We start from the raw sequence: 22,129 nt of genomic DNA on the forward strand, positions 1-22,129 counted from the left end.
ATGCTAGCGAGTTGTTATCTTCTGCTAGTCAATGACTGAAAGTCGAGCCCTATACTGCCGCCACGGACAAGAACAACAAGGGCTTCCCATGACCGCTCCGGATCGCTTCCGCTCCTCCAATTCCCCCACCGGCCGCTTCGCGGAGCTGCTGCTGCACAATGGCCGTTTCTATACCCTCGACCCTGCCCAGCCCTGGGCCGAGTCCGTGGCCATCCGCGATGGCCGGCTGCTGGCGGTGGGCAAGCGCGAGGACATGGAGCACCTGATCGGCCCGGATACCCTGGTACGCGACCTCGAAGGCGCGTTCTGCATGCCCGGCCTGCACGACATGCATACCCATCCGGACCTGGCGCTGAACCCGCGCTATGCCGACGACCTCGATGTCGGCATCGAGGACCCGACCCCGGAGCAACTGGCCAAGGCGATCCGCGACTATGCCGACACCCACCCCGGTGATGGCTGGGTCTACGGCCAGTACTGGGTACGCTACACCTTCCGCGAGGCCGGGCTGAAGCCGGGCCGCGAGTGGCTCGATTCGGTGATGCCAGACCGGCCCGTGGCGCTGCTCGATCGCATGTGGGGCACCATGATGGTCAACTCCCGTGCCTTGCAACTGGCCGGTATCGACGCCAGCACCGCCGACCCACGCAACGGTTACCTGGAGCGCGACGAGCTGACCGGCGAGCCCAATGGCCTGCTGATCGACGGTGCCTACGCGCTGATCCACGCCGCCATGCCGCCGACCCCGGCCAAGGTGCTGCGCCAGTCCTACCGCGAAGGGGTGCACTTCCAGAGCTCGCGCGGCGTCACTGCGGCCAAGTACCTGCACGTCTGCGAGAACCGCCTGGACGCCCTCAAGTACCTCGACGACGCCGGGCAACTGACCCTGCGCGTGGAAGCGGCGATCAGTTGGCAGGACGACATCTTCCCGGTGCGTCGCCGCTGGGAGCTGCTGGCTGGCGAACGCCACTATTACCGTAGTGCGCGGCTGTCGGCGAATGCGGTGAAATTCCACTTCGACGGTACCGTCGAGCCGCGTTCCTCCTTCCTTATTACGCCCTGGCCGGGCGAGGACGCCTGGCGTGGCAAACTCAACCTGACGCCCGAGCACATCACCGACATGGTGGTGGACATGGACCGTCGCGGTATCCGCGTCATTGCCCACTGCACCGGCGATGCGGCGTCCGATGTGTTCCTCGACGCGGTGGCCGAAGCGCGTCGGCGCAACGGCTTCAGCGGCGTACGCCACCAGTGTGCGCACAGCACCATCCTGCATCCGGGCAACCTCAAGCGCTTCCGCGAACTGGACGTGATCGCCGAGTTCTCCCCGGCAGCCTGGTACCCGACACCTTTCGCCAGCGGCGCGCGTTCGGGCTACGGCACGGACCGCCTGAAGCGTATCTATGACTTCAAGGGCGTGCTGGCCGCCGGCGGCATTGCAGTATTCGGCACCGACTGGCCGGTGGCGTCCATCGACCCCTGGCTGGCGCTGGAAACCCTGGTGACCCGGCAGAACCCCTGGAACGACGACCCGGCCTGCTTTGGCGAGCCGATCAGCCTGGAGCAGGCAATCCGCGTGGCGACGCTCAATGGCGCTTACGCCATGGGCCTGGAGCAGCTCACCGGCAGCCTGGAGGTGGGCAAGTCGGCGGACTTCATCGTGCTCGATCGCAACCTCTTCGAGCAGCCGGCGCGCAACTTCATCCACCGCACCGAAGTGCAGCTGACCTTCGTCGAAGGCCACCCGGTGTACGACCGCCTCGGCCAGTTCAGCGATACCGCCCTGGCGGCAGTCTGGCAGGGTGAGCCGCCGCGCATCGAAGGCGTCAACGCATGAGCGCCGCGAGCATTCCGGTGACGGTGGTTGCCGGCTTCCTCGGCGCCGGCAAGACCACCCTGCTGCGCAACCTGCTGGAGCGCTGCGAGGGGCGGCGCCTGGCGGTGATCGTCAACGACTTCGGCGAACTGAACATCGACGCCGGCATGATCGCCGAGCAGACCGAGGCGGTGTACAGCCTGGAGAATGGCTGCATCTGCTGCAGCGTACAGGATGACCTGCTGGCACAACTGGAGCGCCTGGCGAACCTGCATCCGCCACTGGAACAGGTGGTGATCGAGTGCAGCGGGGTGTCCGACCCGCAGCGCATCGTGCAGACGCTGGGTTACCCGAAACTGCGCCGGCGCCTGCATCTGGACGCCGTTCTGACCGTCGTCGACGCTGCCCGCCGTGAACCGCTCGAAGGCGAGTACGCCCGGCTGGAACGCATGCAGGCGGCAGCGGCCGACCTGCTGCTGTTGAACAAGTGCGACCTGCTGGATGCCAACGAGCTTGCCGGCCAGCGCGAACGCTTCGGTCGCGGCGCGCGGGTGCTGGAAACCATCCAGGCGCAGATTCCCGATGAACTGTTGCTGGGTGAGCCGTCGCGCAAGTTGCGGCCCCATGGGCAGGAAGGCGTCGACCATGGCGAGCTGTTCGACAGTTGGAGCTGGCAGGGCGAGTCGAGCTTCGATGGCGCGCGGCTGAAGCACTGGCTGGAGACTTTGCCGCGCGGCTTGCTGCGCCTCAAGGGGCTGATTCGACTGGCCGGGCAGGACGAGACGGCCTGGCTGCAGTTCGTAGGCGGGCGCTATCAATTGCGCCCGGCGACGGCGACCGAGGCGGCGCAGGGCTCGCGGCTGGTGTTCATCGCCGAGAAGGATGCGGGGTTGCGTGCTGAGCTTGAGGCCGGGCTACGCGCTTGCTTTCTGTAGGAGCGAGCTTGCTCGCGAACATTTCCCCGGCTGCAGCGCCGTTGGGCGGTTCGCGAGCAAGCTCGCTCCTGCAGGTCTGATCCGCCCCGGAGCGTGGGCAATAAAAAACCGGCCACCAGGGCCGGTTTTTCACGCAGCAGCCGAACTCAGCGGTATTCGCAGAGGTAGGCGGTGTCCTGGGCGACTTTCAGCTGGAACTTGCTGTTGGCCGGCACGGTGAAGTTGCTGCCGCCTTCGAAGGTTTCCCAGTTGTCGCTGCCGGGCAGCTTGACGGTCAGCGCGCCGGCGACGACGTGCATCACCTCCAGCTGGCTGGTGCCGAATTCGTATTCGCCGGGAGCCATCACGCCGATGGTGGCCGGGCCTGCGGTCATGTCGAAGGCGATGGATTTGACGGTGCCGTCGAAGTACTCGTTGACCTTGAACATGGGCTTCTCCTGCTAGAGGGGTGAAAAAGGGCTCGCCAGTATGCCCAAGGCCGCAGGCCCCGTCACTAGAGCGGCGCAGACGACCGTACGGTCAGCGAATGATGGACGGTTTCAGCCGGCGACGGGCAGGGTCAGTGGCAGCAGTCGGGCGGTGTTGCGAGCGTCTTCCAGGGCGCGGTGAGGCTGCCCCTGGAAGTGCAGGCCGGCCAGGTGCAGCGCGGCGTTCAGGCCCACCGGGCGCTTGAGCTGGCGGGCCTGGGCGAAACGCTGCTTGAGGTTGACGTGGGGAACGCAGGAAAGGTGGCTGTCCAGGTGCTGGCGGCGCCACTCCAGTTCCAGTTGATGGCGGTCATAGTCGCCCCAGCTGGTCCAGCCGGCCAGGCGCGGGCTGTGTTGGGCGAGCCAGCGCTCGAATTGTGGCCAGACCTCGTGCAGCGGTGCGGCTGCATCGACATTGGCCTGGGTAATGTGGGTGAGTTCGCGGCAGAAGCTGGTCAGCAGCGGGCGTCGCTGCGGGCGGACGAAACGTTGGAAATGGTCCAGCTCGCGGCCGTCGGCCTCGGCCACCAGGCTCGCGCCGATCTCGATGATCTCCATTTCTTCGACCGGCCAGCCACCTTCCTCGGTGGTGGCTTCCAGGTCGATCACCAGCCAGTGGGGCATAGTCGGTGCTCGTGGTTGGGTTCGAAAGTTGGGTTCGAATCGAGTATGGAAGGCGTTTGCGGGACCGGCAAACCGCTGTGCTAGGCTGAGCGCCTTCTTCGGACAAGGGGACTGCGATGGCGAAAATGGCATTCATCGGCCTGGGCGTAATGGGATACCCCATGGCCGGACATCTGGCGCGCGAAGGGCATGAGGTGTGTGTCTACAACCGCACCGCGAGCCGCGCCGTTCAGTGGGTCAAGCAGTTTGGCGGTCGCTCGGCCGATACCCCGCGGGAGGCCGCACAATGGGCGGACTTCGTGATGTGCTGTGTCGGCAATGACGACGACCTGCGCAGCGTGGTGCTGGGCGAGGACGGCGCGTTGGCCGGCATGCAGCCCGGCGCCGTGCTGGTGGACCACACCACCGCTTCGGCCGAAGTGGCGCGAGAGCTGGCGGTGGCAGCCGCCGAGCGCGAGCTGGGCTTCCTCGATGCGCCGGTCTCCGGCGGCCAGGCGGGCGCCGAGAATGGCGCGCTGACGGTGATGGTCGGCGGTGATGCGGACCTCTACGCCCGCGCCGAACCGGTGATCGCCACTTATTCGCGCATGGTGCGACGCATGGGGCCGGTGGGCAGCGGCCAACTGACCAAGATGGTCAACCAGATCTGTGTTGGTGGCTTGCTGCAAGGGCTGTCGGAGGCGCTGCACTTCGCCCAGAGCGCCGGCCTCGACGGCATGGCCGCGATGGAAGTGATCAGCAAGGGCGCCGCGCAATCCTGGCAGTTGGAAAATCGCCACCAGAGCATGCTGGAAGGTCGTTTCGACTTCGGCTTTGCCGTGGACTGGATGCGCAAGGACCTGGGGATCGTCCTCGACGAAGCACGCCGCAATGGCGCGCAGCTGCCGGTCACGGCGCTGGTGGACCAGTTCTACGCTGAGGTGCAGGCCGCTGGCGGCGGGCGCTGGGACACCTCCAGTCTGATCACCCGTCTTCAGGGCGCGTCCGAGTCCTGATCCCCATTCATTCCCGCAGGTGGCGCCATCGGTCGCAGAGATCGTCGTGCGCCGCTCCTGTTCGCCTCAGGCGCGGAAGATAAAGTACACCGCGCCCAGCAGGCACAAGCCGGCCCACAGATAGTCGAGCTTCAGTGGCTGCTGCATGAAGTACACGCTGAACGGCACGAAGACCGCCAGCGTGATGACCTCCTGCATGATCTTCAGTTGCCCCACCGACATCACCGTGTAGCCGATGCGGTTGGCCGGCACCTGCAGCAAATACTCGAACAGTGCGATGCCCCAGCTGACCAGCGCCGCGATGATCCACGGCTTGCTGCTCAGGGTTTTCAGGTGGCCGTACCAGGCGAAGGTCATGAACAGGTTGGAGAGCGACAGAAGAAACGCGGTTTGCAGCCAGACCGGCATGGCAGCGGCTCCAGTGGGGGACTGCGCCTGAGCCTACTGGATGCGCGACGCGACAGCCAAGGGGCGGGGATTTGATCAGGTTGGTATTGCGGGGAACGGCAGCGGTGCTGCTGGGGTTGCTGGTATTGGGCGGCTGGAAAGGTTGGCAGTGGTGGCAGCAGCGGCCGGTATGGGCACAGCTGACGGTGGCTCCGGCCATGGCGCCTGGGCAGAGTTGGCGTCTGGGTGACTATCGCCTGGAGTGGGACGGCGCCTCCTTCACCCTGCGCGCGGGCGAGCATCCTGCGCAGACGCTGTGGCAGACCCATGGTGGATTTCTGGCCGCCGGCATCGGTCGCGTCGCGGCTGAAGAGCATCGCGGCGCGATGTTCGTCCACGAACACCGCGAGTTGCTGTGCCGCCAGCAACAGTTGGCTGCCGTGCGTGCTGAAGCGGACAGGTTGCTGATCTCCGGTACGCTCAGCTGTGCCGATGGCCGGCAGGCGCCTTATACCGTTGCGCTGCGCGCTGATGGCGAACGTGGCGTAGTGATGGACGTGAGCCTGGGCGACCCGGCGCTGAACCGTCTCTATCTGGCGTGGGCGCGGGAGGAAGACGAGCAGTTTCATGGGTTCGGTGAGCAGTTCACCCGTTTCGATCTGAGCGGGCGCCGTCTGCCGATCCTGGTGCAGGAACAGGGTGTGGGGCGGGGGCTGCAGCCGATCACGCTGGCCGCCGACCTGACGAGCCGCGCCGGTGGCGACTGGTGGACCACCTACGCGCCAGTACCTTTCTATCTCACTTCGCGCTTGCACGGCTTCTTCAGCGAGGCAGCGGAGTACCAGGTCTTCGACCTTCGCGACGACCAGCGGGTGGCGCTGGAGGTACATGCCGGCAAGCTCCAGGCCCACTTCTATAAAGGCAGCAGCCCCAAAGCCCTGATCGAGGCGCACACCTCGGTGGTCGGACGTATGCCGCCGCTGCCGGCCTGGACCCAGCAGGGCGCGATCCTCGGGCTGCAAGGCGGTACTGAGCGTGTACGTGGCATCGTCCAGCAACTGGAGCAGGCGAGGGTGCCGTTGGCCGGTGTCTGGGTGCAGGATTGGGTCGGCCAGCGCACCACCAGCTTCGGCAAGCAGCTGTGGTGGAACTGGGTGCTGGATGGCGCGCGCTATCCGGGCTGGTCGGCGTTCAATACTGAACTGCGGGCCAAGGGCATTCGCAGCCTGGCCTATGTGAATCCCTTCCTGGTGGACACGACGGAGAAAGGCGGGACGACCCGCAATCTCTACCGCGAGGCAGTGGAACACGGCTATCTGACCCTGGATCAACAGGGACAGCCGTTGCTGTTGCAGAACACCAGCTTCAGCGCAGGGCTGGTCGACCTGAGCAATCCCCAGGCGGCTGACTGGCTGCGTGGGGTGATGCGTGAGGAAATGCTCGGCGCCGGCTTCTCCGGCTGGATGGCTGACTTCGGCGAGGCGCTGCCTTACGACGCGAAGCTGGCATCCGGCGAATCAGCTGCGGCGCTGCACAATCGCTATCCGGAGCTGTGGGCGAAGCTCAATCGGCAACTGGTGGACGAGGAGGGCGCCGGCGACCTGTTGTTCTTCATGCGTTCGGCATACAGCCGAAGCCCCGGCCTGACCACCAGCCTATGGCTGGGCGACCAACTGGTGACCTGGGATGCCGACGATGGCCTGCACAGCGCGCTACTGGGGTTGCTGTCCGGCGGCGTATCCGGTTTCAGCCTGAATCACAGCGACACCGGCGGTTACACCACTATCAGTAGCCCGATCAGGAACTACCATCGAAGCGAGGAACTGCTGCTGCGCTGGATGGAGTTCTCCGCGTTCACCAGTCTGCTGCGGACCCACGAGGGCAATCGTCCGGACGACAATGTGCAAGCCTACAGTACGCCCGCCACGGTCGCGCAGTTGCAGCGCTTCGCCATGGTGTTCCGTGAGCTGGCTCCGTACCGTCAGCGCCTGATGGACGAGGCGGCGCAGCATGGCTGGCCGCTGGTGCGTCCGCTGTGGCTGGAATTCCCCGCTGATCCGGCCAGCTTGGCGGAAACCCCGACGAGCTATATGCTCGGCGACCAATTTCTGGTGGCCCCGGTGCTGGAGCCTGGCGTGCAGCGTCTGAACGTGGCGTTGCCCGAGGGTCGCTGGGTTCACCTGTGGAGCGGCAGCACTTTCGAGGTGGCTGCTGGCGAGGCGGTCGAAGTTCCCACGCCGATTGGTGAGCCAGCAGTGTTCTACCGCGCTGGTTCTGCCGACGGCGAACGCCTGGTGGCGGCGCTGCGCGAACAGGGGCTGCTGCGCTCCAATCCTTGAAGTCGAGTAGAGAGTTCATCCATGCAATGCCGTATCGGCTGTGGCGCCTGTTGCATCGCGCCATCGATTTCCTCGCCCATCCCCGGCATGCCCGACGGCAAACCGGCGGGCGTGCGCTGCGTGCAGCTGGATGAACGCAATCTGTGCAAACTATTCGGCGACTCGCGACGTCCAAAGGTCTGTGCGGCCTTCGATGCGGACGCCGACGCCTGCGGCAGCAGTAGCGAGCAGGCGTTGCAGATACTCACCGAGTGGGAACGCATCACCGCCGCCTGATGTGACTTGGAAGTCACGTTTTCGCGGTCCATACTGACGCCCCGACCCGCTCAAGACCGCGGATTGCGACGGGGCGGCGGCATTTGCTGCCCCCACAAGATCAAGAATAAAGAGAGGTAAGACGATGCGTGGTGTATTGCGTATGACCCTGCTGGCCACTGCCGTGATGGGCTTTGCCGGTGCTGCCCTGGCGGAAGACTGGAAGCTGGAGAAGGAAGAAGACGGAGTGAAGGTCTTCCTCAGCCCTGTGGCAGGCTCCAAGTACAAGGCCTACCGTGGCGTCGTCGACATCAAGGCCGATGTGGCCAAGATCAACGCCCTGCAGGAGGACGTGGCCGGTTCCTGCAAGTGGATCCACGCCTGTGCCGAAATGCGCCTGCTGAAAACCGAAGGCGACAATTCCTGGACCTACTCGAAGATCGACATGCCCTGGCCGGTGACCGGCCGCGACGTGGTGATCCATGTGACCACCGAAAAGACCGCTGACGGCGGCCTGATCCGCCACCTGAAGGCCGAGCCGACCTACATTCCGGAAGAGAAGGGCGAAATCCGCGTGCCGAAGCTGATCGGCGAGTGGAAGCTGGTCCCCAAGGGCGCCGGCGTGACCGAAGTGACTTACCAGGTGCAGACCGAGCCGGGTGGCAGCATTCCGTCGTGGCTGGCCAACAGCTTCGTGGTCGATGCGCCGATGAATACCCTGAAGGGCCTGCGCAGCGCCGCCGAGAAGTAAACGGCGCACTCGTTCCCCTCCATGAAAAAGCCGCCTTCGGGCGGCTTTTTCGTTCCTGTCGTGGCGCGTCGGTGAGGTTCTTCGTAGGAGCGAGCTTGCTCGCGAATCGCCTGACGCAGGTGTTGCAGAGGGCTGTTCGCGAGCAAGCTCGCTCCTACAGGAAGGCGAAGCATTGCCCGCGACAATAAAAAAGGCCGCCCGAAGGCGGCCTTTCTCTAACGCCGTAGCGCTTAGCGGGCCTTGAGGTCCACGAAGTCGCGCTGGGTGGCGCCGGTGTACAGCTGACGCGGGCGGCCAATCTTGTACGGACCGGAGAGCATTTCCTGCCAGTGCGAGATCCAGCCCACGGTACGTGCCAGGGCGAAGATCACGGTGAACATGCTGGTCGGAATGCCGATGGCCTTCAGGATGATGCCGGAATAGAAGTCCACGTTCGGGTAGAGGTTGCGCTCCACGAAGTACGGATCGTGGCGGGCGATTTCTTCCAGCTTCATCGCGAGTTCCAGTTGCGGGTCGTTGATGCCCAGCTCCTGGAGAACCTCGTCGCAGGTCTGTTTCATGACCTTGGCGCGCGGGTCGAAGTTCTTGTAGACGCGGTGGCCGAAGCCCATCAGCTTGAACGGATCGTTCTTGTCCTTGGCCTTGGCCACGAACTTCTCGATGTTCGATACGTCACCGATCTCGTCCAGCATGCGCAGAACAGCTTCGTTCGCACCGCCGTGAGCCGGTCCCCACAGGGCGGCGATGCCCGAGGCGATACAGGCGAACGGGTTGGCGCCCGAGGAGCCCGCCAGGCGCACGGTGGAGGTGGAGGCGTTCTGCTCGTGGTCGGCGTGCAGAATGAAGATGCGGTCCATGGCCTTGGCCAGCACAGGGCTGATCGGCTTGGTCTCGCACGGGGTGTTGAACATCATATGCAGGAAGTTTTCTGCATAGTTCAGGTCGTTGCGCGGGTACATCATCGGCTCGCCCTTGGAGTACTTGTACACCATGGCAGCGATGGTCGGCATCTTGGCGATCAGACGATGCGCCGAGACTTCCCGGTGCTTCGGATTATTGATGTCCAGGGAGTCGTGATAGAAGGCGGAGAGGGCACCGATAACGCCGCACATCACGGCCATCGGGTGCGCATCACGGCGGAAACCGTTGAAGAAGGTCTTCAGCTGCTCATGAACCATGGTGTGGTTCTTGATGGTGCCGACGAACTTTTCCTTCTGCTCGGCAGTGGGCAGTTCGCCGTTGAGCAGCAGGTAGCAGGTTTCCAGGTAGTCGGACTTCTCGGCGAGCTGTTCGATCGGGTAGCCGCGATGCAGCAGCACACCTTTATCACCATCGATGTAGGTGATCTTCGACTCGCAGGAGGCAGTGGACATGAAGCCGGGGTCGAAAGTGAAGTGACCCGTGGAGGTCAGGCCCCGCACGTCGACAACATCGGGACCCAGCGTGCCGGAGAGGACAGGCAGTTCGACGGGGGCAGCGCCCTCGATGATCAACTGCGCTTTTTTGTCAGCCATGATGGCCTCCTATTTATGCTTGAAATCATCTGTACGACCCCCCACGCAGGGCCCGCACCACTATAGAGAGATAAATCCGAATGTCAATTTGCACAATCGGAGAAGATTGGCTCCTCCAAGCCTCTGTTTTGGCGAAAAAAATTGCCTGTTTACGCCTTTTCGGGGGGTGCGGCAATTAGTCCTTAGGTGAAGGTCTTTCCGTTGTCATTAGGGGCCTAACTGTCTATACTCGGCGACCAGCCGCCAAGGGCCGTCCGGCCTCGCTTGATTGGTGGTTGTCACTCCCGAAGGTGATGGGTACCTGACAAGTGCACCTCCCGACAACTAGCCCTGATCCATAGAAGGGCTCTCAGTGTGAAAAAAGCCGTGAATAGCAAACGACCCGTAAACCTAGACCTAAGGACCATCCAACTCCCTATCACTGCTTACACGTCGATTCTCCACCGTATCTCTGGCGTCATTCTGTTCGTGGGCATCGCAGTGCTGCTGTTCGCACTGGATCGTTCCCTCGCATCGGAAGACAGCTTCGAGCAGGTGAAGGCGTGTCTGACCCATCCGTTGGTCAAGCTTGTGATTTGGGGCCTGCTGTCTGCGCTGCTGTACCACCTGGTAGCCGGTATTCGTCACCTCGTCATGGACGCAGGTATTGGCGAAACACTGGAAGGCGGTAAGCGTGGTTCGAAAATCGTCATCGCTGTCGCAGTGGTGCTGATCGTTCTGGCGGGGGTATGGGTATGGTAACTAACGTCACTAACTTGTCGCGTTCGGGTCTCTATGACTGGATGGTCCAGCGCGTCTCCGCGGTCGTTCTCGCGGCTTATGTTCTCTTCCTGCTGGGCTTCCTGATCGCTCACCCGGGCATCACCTACGCCGAGTGGCATGGTCTGTTCTCCCACAGCCTGATGAAGATCTTCAGCCTGTTGACGCTGGTTTCCCTGAGCGTGCACGCATGGGTCGGTATGTGGACCATCACCACCGACTACCTGACTCCGATGGCGCTGGGCAAGTCCGCGACCGTCGTGCGTTTCCTCGTCCAGGCGGTATGCGGCATGGCCATGTTCGCATTCTTCGTCTGGGGTGTGCAGATTCTCTGGGGTAACTGATCCATGGCTAGCATTCGTACTCTTTCCTTCGACGCCATCATCGTTGGTGGCGGCGGCGCCGGCATGCGTGCCGCACTGCAACTGGCCCAGGGTGGTCACAAGACTGCCGTGGTGACCAAGGTCTTCCCGACCCGTTCGCACACCGTATCCGCCCAGGGCGGCATCACCTGCGCCATCGCTTCGGCCGACCCGAACGACGATTGGCGCTGGCACATGTACGACACCGTCAAGGGCTCCGACTACATCGGTGACCAGGACGCTATCGAATACATGTGCTCCGTCGGCCCGGAAGCCGTGTTCGAACTGGAACACATGGGCCTGCCGTTCTCCCGTACCGAGCAGGGCCGCATCTACCAGCGTCCGTTCGGTGGCCAGTCCAAGGACTTCGGCAAGGGCGGCCAGGCTGCGCGTACTTGCGCCGCTGCCGACCGTACCGGTCACGCCCTGCTGCACACCCTCTATCAGGCCAACCTGAAGAACGGTACTTCCTTCCTTAATGAGTGGTACGCGGTCGATCTGGTGAAGAACCAGGACGGTCATGTGGTTGGCGTCATCGCCATCGACATTGAAACCGGCGACACCGTTTATATCCGCTCCAAAGCCGTGGTCCTGGCCACTGGCGGTGCCGGCCGTATCTACGCCTCCACCACCAACGCCCTGATCAATACCGGTGACGGCATCGGCATGGCCCTGCGCGCTGGCGTTCCGGTGCAGGACATCGAGATGTGGCAGTTCCACCCGACCGGCATCGCCGGCGCTGGCGTACTGGTCACCGAAGGTTGCCGCGGTGAGGGTGGCTACCTGATCAACGCCCATGGCGAGCGTTTCATGGAGCGTTACGCTCCGAACGCGAAGGACCTGGCCGGCCGCGACGTAGTCGCCCGCTCCATGGTTAAAGAAGTGATCGCCGGCAACGGCGTGGGCCCGAACAAGGACCACGTACTGCTGAAGCTCGACCACCTCGGCGAAGAAGTTCTGCACAGCCGCCTGCCTGGCATCTGCGAACTGTCCAAGACCTTCGCTCACGTCGACCCGGTTGTCGCTCCGATCCCGGTTATCCCGACCTGCCACTACATGATGGGCGGCGTTGCCACCAACATTCATGGCCAGGCGTTGACCACCGATGCCAATGGCAACGAGCAGATCATCGAAGGCCTGTTCGCCGTAGGCGAAGTGGCCTGCGTATCGGTACACGGCGCCAACCGCCTGGGCGGCAACTCGCTGCTCGACCTGGTTGTGTTCGGTCGTGCCACCGGTCTGCACCTGGAGAAGGCGCTCAAGGACGGTATCGAGCACCGCCAGGCTTCCGAGTCCGACCTGGAATCCGCTTTCAAGCGCCTGAACGGCGTGAACGAGCGCACCAGCGGCGAAGAAGTCGCTCCGCTCAAGCGCGAGCTGCAATCCTGCATGCAGAACTACTTCGGTGTGTTCCGTACCGGCGAGTACATGCAGAAAGGTATCGCTCAGCTGGCTGATCTGCGTGAGCGTATCGCTACCGTCAAGATCAACGACAAGAGCCAGGCATTCAACACGGCGCGTATCGAAGCGCTGGAACTGCAGAACCTCCTCGAAGTGGCCGAAGCCACTGCGATTGCGGCAGAAGCCCGCAAAGAGTCCCGCGGCGCGCATGCCCGTGAAGACTTCGAGGAGCGCGATGACGAGAACTGGCTGTGCCACACCCTGTACTTCCCGGGTGAGAAGCGTGTAGCCAAGCGTGCCGTCAACTTCGCGCCGAAAACTGTTCCGGCATTCGAACCCAAGGTTCGTACTTACTAAGGGTGCCCGCCATGTTGCAAGTGAGTGTTTACCGCTACAACCCTGAGAAGGACGCTGCACCCTACATGCAGGACTTCCAGGTCGATACCGACGGCAAGGACATCATGGTCCTGGACGTGCTGGCGCTGATCAAGGAACAGGACGAGGGCTTCTCCTATCGTCGTTCCTGCCGTGAAGGCGTGTGCGGTTCCGACGGTATGAACATCAACGGCAAGAACGGCCTGGCCTGCATCACCCCCCTGTCGGCCGCTGGCCTGAAGGGCGGCAAGCTGGTTCTGCGTCCGCTGCCGGGCCTGCCGGTCATCCGTGACCTGGTCGTCGATATGCGCATCTTCTACAAGCAGTACGAGAGCGTGAAGCCGTTCCTGCAGAACAAATATGCAGCTCCGGCCATCGAACGTCTGCAAAGCCCGGAAGAGCGCGAGAAGCTGGACGGTCTGTACGAGTGCATCCTGTGCGCCTGCTGCTCGACCTCCTGCCCGTCGTTCTGGTGGAACCCCGACAAGTTCCTGGGTCCCGCCGCGCTGCTGCAGGCCTATCGCTTCCTGGCCGACAGCCGTGACACCGAAACTCAGGCGCGCCTGGCGAGCCTGGATGACCCGTTCAGCGTCTTCCGCTGCCGCGGGATCATGAACTGCGTGAACGTCTGCCCGAAGGGTCTGAACCCCACCAAGGCAATCGGTCACATCCGTAACATGCTGCTGCAGAGCGGTACTTGATCTGCGGGCCTTGTGCCCAAAGATCATGAAAGAGCGACACCTGTGCCGCCGGAATATTGTCCGGCGGTACAGTCCTTAGGACCCAAGCCCACAAAGCGGGGGTCCTGTTTTGAAAACGTATATATGACCAGCAGGGGCATCCGGGCTGGTACCCGGACTATCTGCGGGAATCGGTGGCTTGAAGTCGCTGTGTTTGACTTCGCGCCAGAGGTTCCACAGGTGGAGTCCCCTTACCGAGGGTGACCAAGCATGCACGAAAGCGTAATGCAGCGGATGTGGAACAGTGCCCATCTATCCGGTGGAAACGCTGCCTACGTCGAAGAGCTCTACGAGCTCTACCTGCACGACCCGAACGCTGTGCCAGAAGAGTGGCGCACGTACTTCCAGAAGCTTCCTGCCGACGGCAATCCTGCCCCCGACGTTTCGCATTCCTCTATCCGTGATCATTTCGTACTCCTGGCCAAGAACCAGCGCCGCGCTGCGCCTGTTTCCGCTGGCAGCGTAAGCACCGAGCACGAGAAAAAGCAGGTTGAAGTCCTGCGTCTGATCCTGGCATACCGTCTGCGTGGACATCAGGCAGCATCGCTCGATCCGCTGGGTCTCTGGGTGCGTACCGCTCCCTCCGATCTGTCGCTCGAACACTACGGGCTCACCGCTGCAGACCTCGACACTACTTTCCGTACCGGTGAGCTCTACATCGGCAAGGAAGAAGCGACCCTGCGTGAAATCATCGATGCGCTGAAGCAGACCTACTGCAGCACCATCGGCGCCGAGTTCATGCACATCGTCGATTCCGAGCAGCGCCATTGGTTCGCCCAGCGCCTGGAAAGCGTCCGTGGCCGTCCGACGTACTCCGCCGACGCCCGCTCTCACCTGCTGGAGCGCCTGACCGCTGCAGAAGGCCTGGAGAAGTACCTGGGCACCAAGTACCCGGGCACCAAGCGCTTCGGCCTGGAAGGCGGCGAGAGCCTGATCCCGATGGTTGACGAGATCATCCAGCGCTCCGGCTCCTATGGTGTGAAGGAAATCGTCATCGGTATGGCCCACCGCGGCCGTCTGAACGTCCTGGTCAATACCCTGGGCAAGAACCCGCGCGAGCTGTTCGACGAGTTCGAAGGCAAGAAGCTGGTCGAGATGGGCTCGGGTGACGTGAAGTACCACCAGGGCTTCTCCTCCAACGTCATGACCAGCGGCGGCGAAGTGCACCTGGCCCTGGCGTTCAACCCCTCGCACCTGGAAATCGTTTCCCCGGTGGTCGAGGGCTCGGTACGCGCTCGCCAGGACCGTCGCAAGGACGGCAGCGGCGACAAGGTCGTGCCGATCTCCATCCACGGCGATGCTGCCTTCGCGGGGCAGGGCGTGGTCATGGAAACCTTCCAGATGTCGCAGACCCGTGCCTACAAGACGGGCGGCACCATCCACATCGTGATCAACAACCAGGTCGGATTCACCACCAGCCGTCAGGACGATGCTCGTTCCACCGAGTACGCGACCGACGTGGCGAAGATGATCCAGGCGCCGATCTTCCATGTGAATGGCGACGATCCGGAAGCGGTCCTGTTCGTGACCCAACTGGCCGTTGACTATCGCATGCAGTTCAAGCGTGACGTGGTCATCGACCTGGTCTGCTACCGCCGGCGCGGCCACAACGAGGCCGACGAGCCGAGCGGCACCCAGCCGCTGATGTACCAGCAGATCGCCAAGCAGCGCACCACCCGTGACCTGTATGCCGACGCGTTGATCGCAGCCGGCGTGCAGACCACCGAGCAGGCTCAGGAGAAGGTCGACGAATACCGCGACGCTCTCGACAACGGCCAGCACGTGGTGAAGAGCCTGGTGAAGGAGCCCAACAAGGAGCTCTTCGTCGACTGGCGTCCGTACGTGGGCCATGCCTGGACCGCGCGACACGACACCCGCTTCGACCTGAAGACCCTGCAGGACCTCTCCGCCAAGCTGCTGGAGACCCCGGACGGCTTCGTCATGCAGCGTCAGGTGCAGAAGATCTACGAAGACCGCGCGAAGATGGCTGCCGGCGGCATGCCCATCAACTGGGGCTTCGCCGAGAACCTGGCCTACGCCACCCTGCTGTTCGAAGGTCACCCGGTGCGCATGACCGGCCAGGACGTCGGCCGCGGCACCTTCTCGCACCGCCACGCGGCGCTGCACAACCAGAAGGACGACTCGGTCTACATTCCGCTGGCCAACCTGTTCGAAGGTCAGCCGCGCGTCAGCCTGTACGACTCCTACCTCTCGGAAGAAGCAGTACTGGCATTCGAATACGGCTACGCCACCACCATGCCGAACGCGCTGGTGACCTGGGAAGCCCAGTTCGGTGACTTCGCCAACGGTGCGCAGGTCGTGATCGACCAGTTCATCACCAGCGGCGAGACCAAATGGCAACGTCTGTGTGGTCTGACCATGCTGCTGCCGCACGGTTACGAAGGCCAGGGTCCGGAGCACTCCTCCGCGCGTCTGGAGCGTTACCTGCAGCTGTGCGCCGAGCAGAACATCCAGGTCTGCGTGCCGACTACCCCGGCCCAGGTCTACCACATGCTGCGCCGTCAGGTGATCCGTCCGCTGCGCAAGCCGCTGATCGTGATGACTCCGAAGTCGCTGCTGCGTCACAAGCTGGCCATCTCGACCCTGGAAGATCTGGCCGACGGTTCGTTCCAGACTGTGATCAACGAGATCGACAGCCTGGATCCGAAGAAAGTCGACCGCATCGTGCTGTGCAGCGGCAAGGTGTACTACGACCTGCTGGAGAAGCGTCGTGCCGAAGGTCTCGAGAACATCGCGATCGTTCGTATCGAACAGCTGTATCCGTTCCCGGAAGACGATCTGACCGAGGTGCTGTCGCAGTACAAGAACCTCAAGCACATCGTCTGGTGCCAGGAAGAGCCGATGAACCAGGGCGCCTGGTTCTGCTCGCAGCACCATATGCGTCGTGTCATCGCCGCGCACAAGAAAGGTCTCAACCTGGAATACGCGGGCCGCGAAGGCTCGGCAGCTCCGGCTTGCGGCTACGCTTCGATGCACGCCGAGCAGCAGGAAAAACTGCTGCAGGACGCCTTCACCGTTTAACGCCAACGCGCAGTTGATACCGAATTTAAGGAAACACACATAATGGCTATCGAAATCAAAGCCCCAACCTTCCCGGAATCGGTTGCCGACGGCACCGTCGCAACCTGGCACAAGAAGGTCGGTGAAGCCGTCAAGCGTGACGAGTTGATCGTCGACATCGAGACCGACAAGGTCGTGATCGAAGTACTGGCCGAGGCCGACGGCGTCCTGGCTGAGATCGTCAAGAACGAAGGCGACACTGTTCTCTCCAACGAACTGCTGGGCAAGCTGAGCGAAGGCGGTGCTGCCGCTGCCGCTCCGGCTGCTGCTTCGGCCCCGGCTGCCGCTCCGGCCGCTGCTGCCCCGGCTGCCGCCGCTGGCGACGACAACATCCTCTCGCCGGCCGCCCGCAAGCTGGCCGAAGAGAATGGCATCGACCCGAACAGCCTGGCCGGCACCGGCAAGGGTGGTCGTGTGACCAAGGAAGACGTCGTAGCCGCTGTTGAAGCCAAGAAGAACGCCCCGGCTGCCGCTCCGGCCGCCAAGGCTGCTGCTCCGGCTGCTGCCGCTCCCGTGTTTGCCGCTGGCGACCGCGTCGAGAAGCGCGTTCCGATGACCCGCCTGCGTGCCAAGGTTGCCGAGCGTCTGGTCGAAGCCCAGTCCTCCATGGCCATGCTGACTACCTTCAACGAAGTCAACATGAAGCCGATCATGGACCTGCGCAACAAGTACAAGGACCTGTTCGAGAAGAAGCACAACGGCGTTCGCCTGGGCTTCATGTCTTTCTTCGTCAAGGCCGCCACCGAAGCCCTGAAGCGCTTCCCGGGCGTCAACGCCTCGATCGACGGCAACGACATCGTCTACCACGGCTACCAGGACATCGGTGTGGCAGTTTCCAGCGACCGCGGTCTGGTCGTACCGGTTCTGCGTAACGCCGAGTTCATGAGCCTGGCCGAGATCGAGAACGGCATCGCCACCTTCGGCAAGAAAGCCAAAGACGGCAAGCTGTCCATCGAAGACATGACCGGTGGTACTTTCACCATTTCCAACGGTGGCGTATTTGGATCTCTCCTGTCGACTCCGATCGTCAACCCGCCGCAGACCGCCATCCTCGGCATGCACAAGATCCAGGAGCGCCCGATGGCCGTTAACGGTCAAGTGGTCATCCTGCCGATGATGTACCTGGCGCTGTCCTACGATCACCGCATGATCGATGGCAAGGAAGCGGTAAGCTTCCTGGTCACCATGAAGGATCTGCTGGAAGATCCGGCTCGCCTGCTGCTCGACGTCTGATACGTCAGTTCACACGACGGCCCCGTACTACACGACGGCCCCGCGAGGGGCCGTCCGCTTCACCGGAATAAGGATTGAGACATGAGCCAGAAATTCGACGTGGTTGTGATTGGTGCCGGCCCCGGCGGCTACGTAGCCGCCATCCGTGCCGCCCAACTCGGCCTGAAGACCGCTTGCATCGAGAAGTACATCGGTAAAGAGGGCAAGGTTGCCCTCGGCGGTACCTGCCTGAACGTAGGCTGCATTCCCTCCAAGGCACTGCTGGACAGCTCCTGGAAGTACAAGGAAGCCAAAGAGGGCTTCGAGGTCCACGGCATCTCCACCGGCGGCGTAAAGATGGACGTTCCGGCGATGGTTGCCCGCAAGGCCAACATCGTGAAGAACCTGACCGGCGGCATCGCCACCCTGTTCAAGGCCAATGGCGTGACTTCCTTCGAAGGCCACGGCAAGGTCCTGGCCAACAAGCAGGTCGAAGTGACCGGTCTGGACGGCAAGACCCAGGTTCTGGAAGCCGACAACATCATCATCGCGTCGGGCTCCAAGCCGGTTGAAATCCCGCCGGCTCCGCTGACCGAAGACGTGATCGTCGACTCCACCGGCGCTCTCGAATTCCAAAGCGTACCGAAGAAGCTGGGCGTGATCGGCGCTGGCGTCATCGGCCTGGAGCTGGGTTCGGTCTGGGCTCGCCTGGGCGCTGAAGTCACCGTTCTGGAAGCCCTGGACAAGTTCCTGCCGGCTGCCGACGAGCAGATCGCCAAGGAAGCCCTGAAGGTCCTGAGCAAGCAAGGTCTGAACATCCGCCTGGGCGCTCGCGTCACTGGTTCGGACGTGAAGAAGAAGCAAGTCACCGTGACCTTCACTGACGCCAACGGCGAGCAGAAGGAAACCTTCGACAAGCTGATCGTGGCCGTGGGCCGTCGCCCGGTAACCACCGACCTGCTGGCCGCAGACAGCGGCGTGACCCTGGACGAGCGTGGCTTCATCTACGTCGACGACCACTGCAAGACCAGCGTTCCGGGCGTCTACGCCATCGGTGACGTGGTCCGCGGCGCCATGCTGGCGCACAAGGCCTCGGAAGAGGGCGTGATGGTTGCCGAGCGCATCGCCGGCCACAAGGCCCAGATGAACTACGACCTGATTCCGTCGGTGATCTACACCCACCCGGAAATCGCATGGGTCGGCAAGACCGAGCAGCAACTGAAAGGCGAAGGCGTTGAAGTCAACGTTGGCACCTTCCCGTTCGCCGCCAGCGGCCGTGCCATGGCTGCCAACGACACCACCGGTCTGGTCAAGGTCATCGCCGATGCCAAGACCGACCGCGTACTGGGCGTCCACGTGATCGGCCCGAGCGCCGCCGAGCTGGTACAGCAAGGCGCGATCGGCATGGAATTCGGCACCAGTGCCGAAGACCTGGGCATGATGGTCTTCTCCCACCCGACTCTGTCCGAAGCGCTGCACGAAGCGGCCCTGGCAGTGAATGGCCACGCCATCCACATCGCCAACCGCAAGAAGCGCTAAGGAACGGGACCACGGCGGGGAGGGCGGCAGTCTTTTGCGAGGGGCTGCCTTCCACCCGCCGGATCGTTTCTCCCCCGAGGGGGGACTCGGTCACAGGTGGCGTGGCGCCACGAGCGCCGCGCCGAATGCGCAATACCCAAGACGAAAACGGTAGACAAGCATGAATCTCCACGAATATCAGGGTAAGCAGCTGTTCGCTGAGTACGGCCTGCCCGTATCCAAGGGCTTCGCCGTCGACACACCCGAAGAGGCCGCAGAAGCCTGTGAAAAAATCGGTGGTACCGAGTGGGTCGTTAAAGCCCAGGTACACGCTGGTGGCCGCGGTAAAGCGGGCGGTGTGAAGCTGGTCAAGAGCAAAGAGGACGCCAAGGCGTTCGCCGCCAACTGGCTGGGCAAGCGTCTGGTGACTTACCAGACTGACGCCAACGGCCAGCCGGTCAGCAAGATCCTGGTGGAATCCTGCACCGACATCGACAAGGAGCTGTACCTCGGCGCCGTTGTCGACCGTTCCAGCCGTCGCATCGTCTTCATGGCCTCCACTGAAGGTGGCGTGGACATCGAGAAAGTTGCGCACGAGACCCCTGAGAAGATCCTCAAGGCCACCATCGATCCGCTGGTTGGCGCTCAGCCCTACCAGGGCCGCGAGCTGGCTTTCCAGCTGGGCCTGAAAGGCGACCAGATCAAGCAGTTCACCCACATCTTCGTTGGCCTGGCCAAGCTGTTCCAGGACTACGACCTGGCGCTGCTGGAAGTGAACCCGCTGGTGATCAAGAAAGACGGCAACCTGCACTGCCTGGACGCCAAGATCAACATCGACTCCAACGCCATGTACCGTCAGCCCAAACTGCGCGCCATGCACGACCCGTCCCAGGACGACGCTCGTGAAGCCCATGCGCAGAAGTGGGAACTGAACTACGTCGCGCTGGAAGGCAACATCGGCTGCATGGTCAACGGCGCTGGCCTGGCCATGGGCACCATGGACATCGTCAACCTGCACGGCGGCAAGCCGGCCAACTTCCTTGACGTTGGCGGCGGTGCCACCAAAGAGCGCGTGACCGAAGCGTTCAAGATCATCCTGTCCGACAGCAACGTCGCTGCCGTTCTGGTGAACATCTTCGGCGGCATCGTTCGCTGCGACATGATTGCCGAAGGCATCATCGGCGCCGTGAAAGAAGTCGGCGTGAAAATCCCGGTTGTCGTTCGTCTGGAAGGCAACAACGCCGACCTCGGCGCCAAGGTCCTGGCCGAAAGCGGTCTGAACATCATCGCGGCGACCAGCCTGACCGACGCTGCCCAGCAAGTCGTCAAGGCCGCGGAGGGTAAGTAATGAGCGTCCTGATCAATAAAGACACCAAAGTCATCTGCCAGGGCTTCACCGGCTCGCAGGGTACCTTCCACTCCGAACAAGCCATCGCCTACGGCACCAAGATGGTTGGCGGCGTGACCCCCGGCAAGGGCGGCACCACCCACCTGGGCCTGCCGGTGTTCAACACCGTCAAGGAAGCCGTGGAAGCTACCGGCGCTGATGCTTCGGTCATCTACGTTCCGGCTCCGTTCTGCAAGGACTCGATCCTGGAAGCGGCCTTCGGCGGCATCAAGCTGATCGTCTGCATCACCGAAGGCATCCCGACCATCGACATGCTGGAAGCCAAGGTCAAGTGCGACGAACTGGGCGTACGCCTGATCGGCCCGAACTGCCCGGGCGTGATCACTCCCGGCGAGTGCAAGATCGGCATCATGCCGGGTCACATCCACCTGCCGGGCAAGGTAGGCATCGTGTCGCGTTCCGGCACCCTGACCTATGAAGCCGTGAAGCAGACCACCGACGCCGGCTTCGGCCAGTCCACCTGCGTGGGCATCGGTGGTGACCCGATCCCGGGCTCCAACTTCATCGACATCCTGAAGCTGTTCCAGGAAGACCCGAAAACCGAAGCCATCGTCATGATCGGCGAAATCGGTGGTTCGGCCGAAGAAGAAGCGGCTGCCTACATCAAGGCCAACGTGACCAAGCCGGTGGTGTCCTACATCGCTGGTGTAACCGCACCGCCCGGCAAGCGCATGGGCCACGCCGGCGCCATCATCTCCGGTGGCAAGGGCACTGCGGACGAGAAGTTCGCCGCCCTGCAGGACGCTGGTGTGAAAACCGTGCGTTCCCTGGCTGACATCGGCAAGGCCCTGGCCGAGCTGACCGGCTGGGCGGTCAAGTAAGCGCCTCGCTTATTTAACCGTTCATCAACAGAGGCCACCTTCGGGTGGCCTCTGTCGTTATGGCTGCGTCTACAAAGTGTCGTTCAGGCGACATCGCCGATCATTGCGCGGACGATCTGACGTATGTCAGTGCAGTTCATCGGAATAGATCGTTAGGCTAGCAACTATATGAAGCGTCGCGTTCCCCACAAGGGAAGGCTCGCTCACCGTCAAATCCTACCCGGAGGCGACGGCGATTCCTGACCGTCAAGGATGGCGGGATAACCAGAATGCAGGAGCAACCGGGCCACGAGCCCATGGAAAACCTCTGCTATCGGACTTCCAAGAACAAATCACCGTACCGATGACAGCAGCATCACAGGATGCCCA

19 protein-coding genes are annotated in these 22,129 nt (G+C 62.8%); 15 read left to right on the forward strand and 4 right to left on the reverse strand.

All coding sequences use genetic code 11. From position 1 onward, the window contains the following. Positions 1 to 88 precede the first annotated feature (88 nt). A complete protein-coding gene (locus ACNFH5_RS14595; protein WP_416747008.1) occupies positions 89 to 1,837 on the forward strand; it encodes an amidohydrolase in 1,749 nt (582 codons plus the stop codon). After that, entirely contained in the window at positions 1,834 to 2,751 is a 918-nt protein-coding gene (locus ACNFH5_RS14600) for a CobW family GTP-binding protein (RefSeq protein WP_416747010.1), read from the forward strand. The genes ACNFH5_RS14595 and ACNFH5_RS14600 overlap by 4 nt, the downstream gene beginning before the upstream one ends. Positions 2,752 to 2,897: 146 nt before the next feature. On the opposite strand, the gene ACNFH5_RS14605 is transcribed toward ACNFH5_RS14600, so the two are convergent. Further along, positions 2,898 to 3,179: a pyrimidine/purine nucleoside phosphorylase gene (locus ACNFH5_RS14605; RefSeq protein ID WP_088417293.1), complete on the reverse strand. Its 282-nt coding sequence runs from the start codon at positions 3,177 to 3,179 to the stop codon at positions 2,898 to 2,900. A 111-nt stretch (positions 3,180 to 3,290) separates the two neighbouring features. Beyond that, positions 3,291 to 3,842 (reverse strand): exonuclease domain-containing protein, encoded by a 552-nt coding sequence (locus tag ACNFH5_RS14610; RefSeq protein WP_416747012.1) that lies wholly within the window; start codon positions 3,840 to 3,842, stop codon positions 3,291 to 3,293. A gap of 116 nt (positions 3,843 to 3,958) precedes the next feature. Here ACNFH5_RS14610 and ACNFH5_RS14615 point away from each other — a divergent pair, with 116 nt between their 5' ends. Then, positions 3,959 to 4,837 (forward strand): NAD(P)-dependent oxidoreductase, encoded by an 879-nt coding sequence (locus ACNFH5_RS14615; RefSeq protein ID WP_416747014.1) that lies wholly within the window; start codon positions 3,959 to 3,961, stop codon positions 4,835 to 4,837. A 66-nt stretch (positions 4,838 to 4,903) separates the two neighbouring features. Here the strand turns inward: ACNFH5_RS14615 and ACNFH5_RS14620 are convergent, their stop codons facing one another. Next, the gene (locus tag ACNFH5_RS14620; RefSeq protein ID WP_045208042.1) at positions 4,904 to 5,245 is read right to left on the reverse strand and encodes a DMT family protein; all 342 of its coding nucleotides are present in this window, start codon (positions 5,243 to 5,245) and stop codon (positions 4,904 to 4,906) included. Between the two features lie 71 nt (positions 5,246 to 5,316). Between ACNFH5_RS14620 and ACNFH5_RS14625 the strand changes: the two genes are divergently transcribed. The 3 genes from ACNFH5_RS14625 (at position 5,317) to ACNFH5_RS14635 (ending at position 8,569) form a co-directional block, all read left to right on the forward strand. Next, on the forward strand, positions 5,317 to 7,563 hold the full coding sequence (locus tag ACNFH5_RS14625) for an alpha-glucosidase (RefSeq protein WP_416747016.1): 2,247 nt from the start codon (positions 5,317 to 5,319) through the stop codon (positions 7,561 to 7,563). Positions 7,564 to 7,584: 21 nt separating this feature from the next. Continuing rightward, complete coding sequence (locus ACNFH5_RS14630) at positions 7,585 to 7,839, forward strand: YkgJ family cysteine cluster protein (protein ID WP_416747018.1); 255 nt, start codon at positions 7,585 to 7,587, stop codon at positions 7,837 to 7,839. A gap of 124 nt (positions 7,840 to 7,963) precedes the next feature. Then, positions 7,964 to 8,569, forward strand: coding sequence for an START domain-containing protein (locus ACNFH5_RS14635; protein ID WP_045208037.1), 606 nt, complete (start codon positions 7,964 to 7,966; stop codon positions 8,567 to 8,569). A 230-nt stretch (positions 8,570 to 8,799) separates the two neighbouring features. Here the strand turns inward: ACNFH5_RS14635 and gltA are convergent, their stop codons facing one another. Beyond that, positions 8,800 to 10,083: a citrate synthase gene (gltA, locus tag ACNFH5_RS14640; protein ID WP_045208034.1), complete on the reverse strand. Its 1,284-nt coding sequence runs from the start codon at positions 10,081 to 10,083 to the stop codon at positions 8,800 to 8,802. A 354-nt stretch (positions 10,084 to 10,437) separates the two neighbouring features. Here gltA and sdhC point away from each other — a divergent pair, with 354 nt between their 5' ends. The 9 genes from sdhC to sucD all read left to right on the forward strand — a co-directional run bounded on the left by sdhC (position 10,438) and on the right by sucD (position 21,760). Next, positions 10,438 to 10,824 carry a succinate dehydrogenase, cytochrome b556 subunit gene (sdhC, locus tag ACNFH5_RS14645; protein ID WP_162483999.1) on the forward strand — a complete coding sequence of 129 codons (387 nt, stop codon included), beginning with the start codon at positions 10,438 to 10,440 and terminating at the stop codon, positions 10,822 to 10,824. Further along, complete coding sequence (sdhD, locus tag ACNFH5_RS14650) at positions 10,818 to 11,186, forward strand: succinate dehydrogenase, hydrophobic membrane anchor protein (RefSeq protein WP_024765472.1); 369 nt, start codon at positions 10,818 to 10,820, stop codon at positions 11,184 to 11,186. Before sdhC ends, sdhD begins: the two co-directional genes overlap by 7 nt. 3 nt (positions 11,187 to 11,189) lie before the next feature. Then, positions 11,190 to 12,962 (forward strand): succinate dehydrogenase flavoprotein subunit, encoded by a 1,773-nt coding sequence (gene sdhA / locus ACNFH5_RS14655; RefSeq protein ID WP_054907941.1) that lies wholly within the window; start codon positions 11,190 to 11,192, stop codon positions 12,960 to 12,962. 11 nt (positions 12,963 to 12,973) lie between these two features. Continuing rightward, positions 12,974 to 13,681: a succinate dehydrogenase iron-sulfur subunit gene (locus ACNFH5_RS14660; protein ID WP_024765470.1), complete on the forward strand. Its 708-nt coding sequence runs from the start codon at positions 12,974 to 12,976 to the stop codon at positions 13,679 to 13,681. 249 nt (positions 13,682 to 13,930) lie between these two features. Beyond that, positions 13,931 to 16,762 carry a 2-oxoglutarate dehydrogenase E1 component gene (locus ACNFH5_RS14665; protein ID WP_416747024.1) on the forward strand — a complete coding sequence of 944 codons (2,832 nt, stop codon included), beginning with the start codon at positions 13,931 to 13,933 and terminating at the stop codon, positions 16,760 to 16,762. Positions 16,763 to 16,804: 42 nt separating this feature from the next. Then, on the forward strand, positions 16,805 to 18,034 hold the full coding sequence (gene odhB / locus ACNFH5_RS14670) for a 2-oxoglutarate dehydrogenase complex dihydrolipoyllysine-residue succinyltransferase (protein WP_045208023.1): 1,230 nt from the start codon (positions 16,805 to 16,807) through the stop codon (positions 18,032 to 18,034). An 81-nt stretch (positions 18,035 to 18,115) separates the two neighbouring features. Further along, positions 18,116 to 19,552, forward strand: a complete 1,437-nt coding sequence (lpdA, locus tag ACNFH5_RS14675; protein ID WP_416747026.1) for a dihydrolipoyl dehydrogenase — start codon at positions 18,116 to 18,118, stop codon at positions 19,550 to 19,552. 160 nt (positions 19,553 to 19,712) lie between these two features. Continuing rightward, positions 19,713 to 20,879: an ADP-forming succinate--CoA ligase subunit beta gene (gene sucC, locus ACNFH5_RS14680; protein ID WP_015477516.1), complete on the forward strand. Its 1,167-nt coding sequence runs from the start codon at positions 19,713 to 19,715 to the stop codon at positions 20,877 to 20,879. Further along, positions 20,879 to 21,760: a succinate--CoA ligase subunit alpha gene (gene sucD, locus ACNFH5_RS14685; RefSeq protein ID WP_207883052.1), complete on the forward strand. Its 882-nt coding sequence runs from the start codon at positions 20,879 to 20,881 to the stop codon at positions 21,758 to 21,760. Before sucC ends, sucD begins: the two co-directional genes overlap by 1 nt. Positions 21,761 to 22,129 lie beyond the last annotated feature (369 nt).

It is taken from the genome of Pseudomonas sp. NY15435 (assembly GCF_048068295.1).
Classification (GTDB): domain Bacteria; phylum Pseudomonadota; class Gammaproteobacteria; order Pseudomonadales; family Pseudomonadaceae; genus Pseudomonas.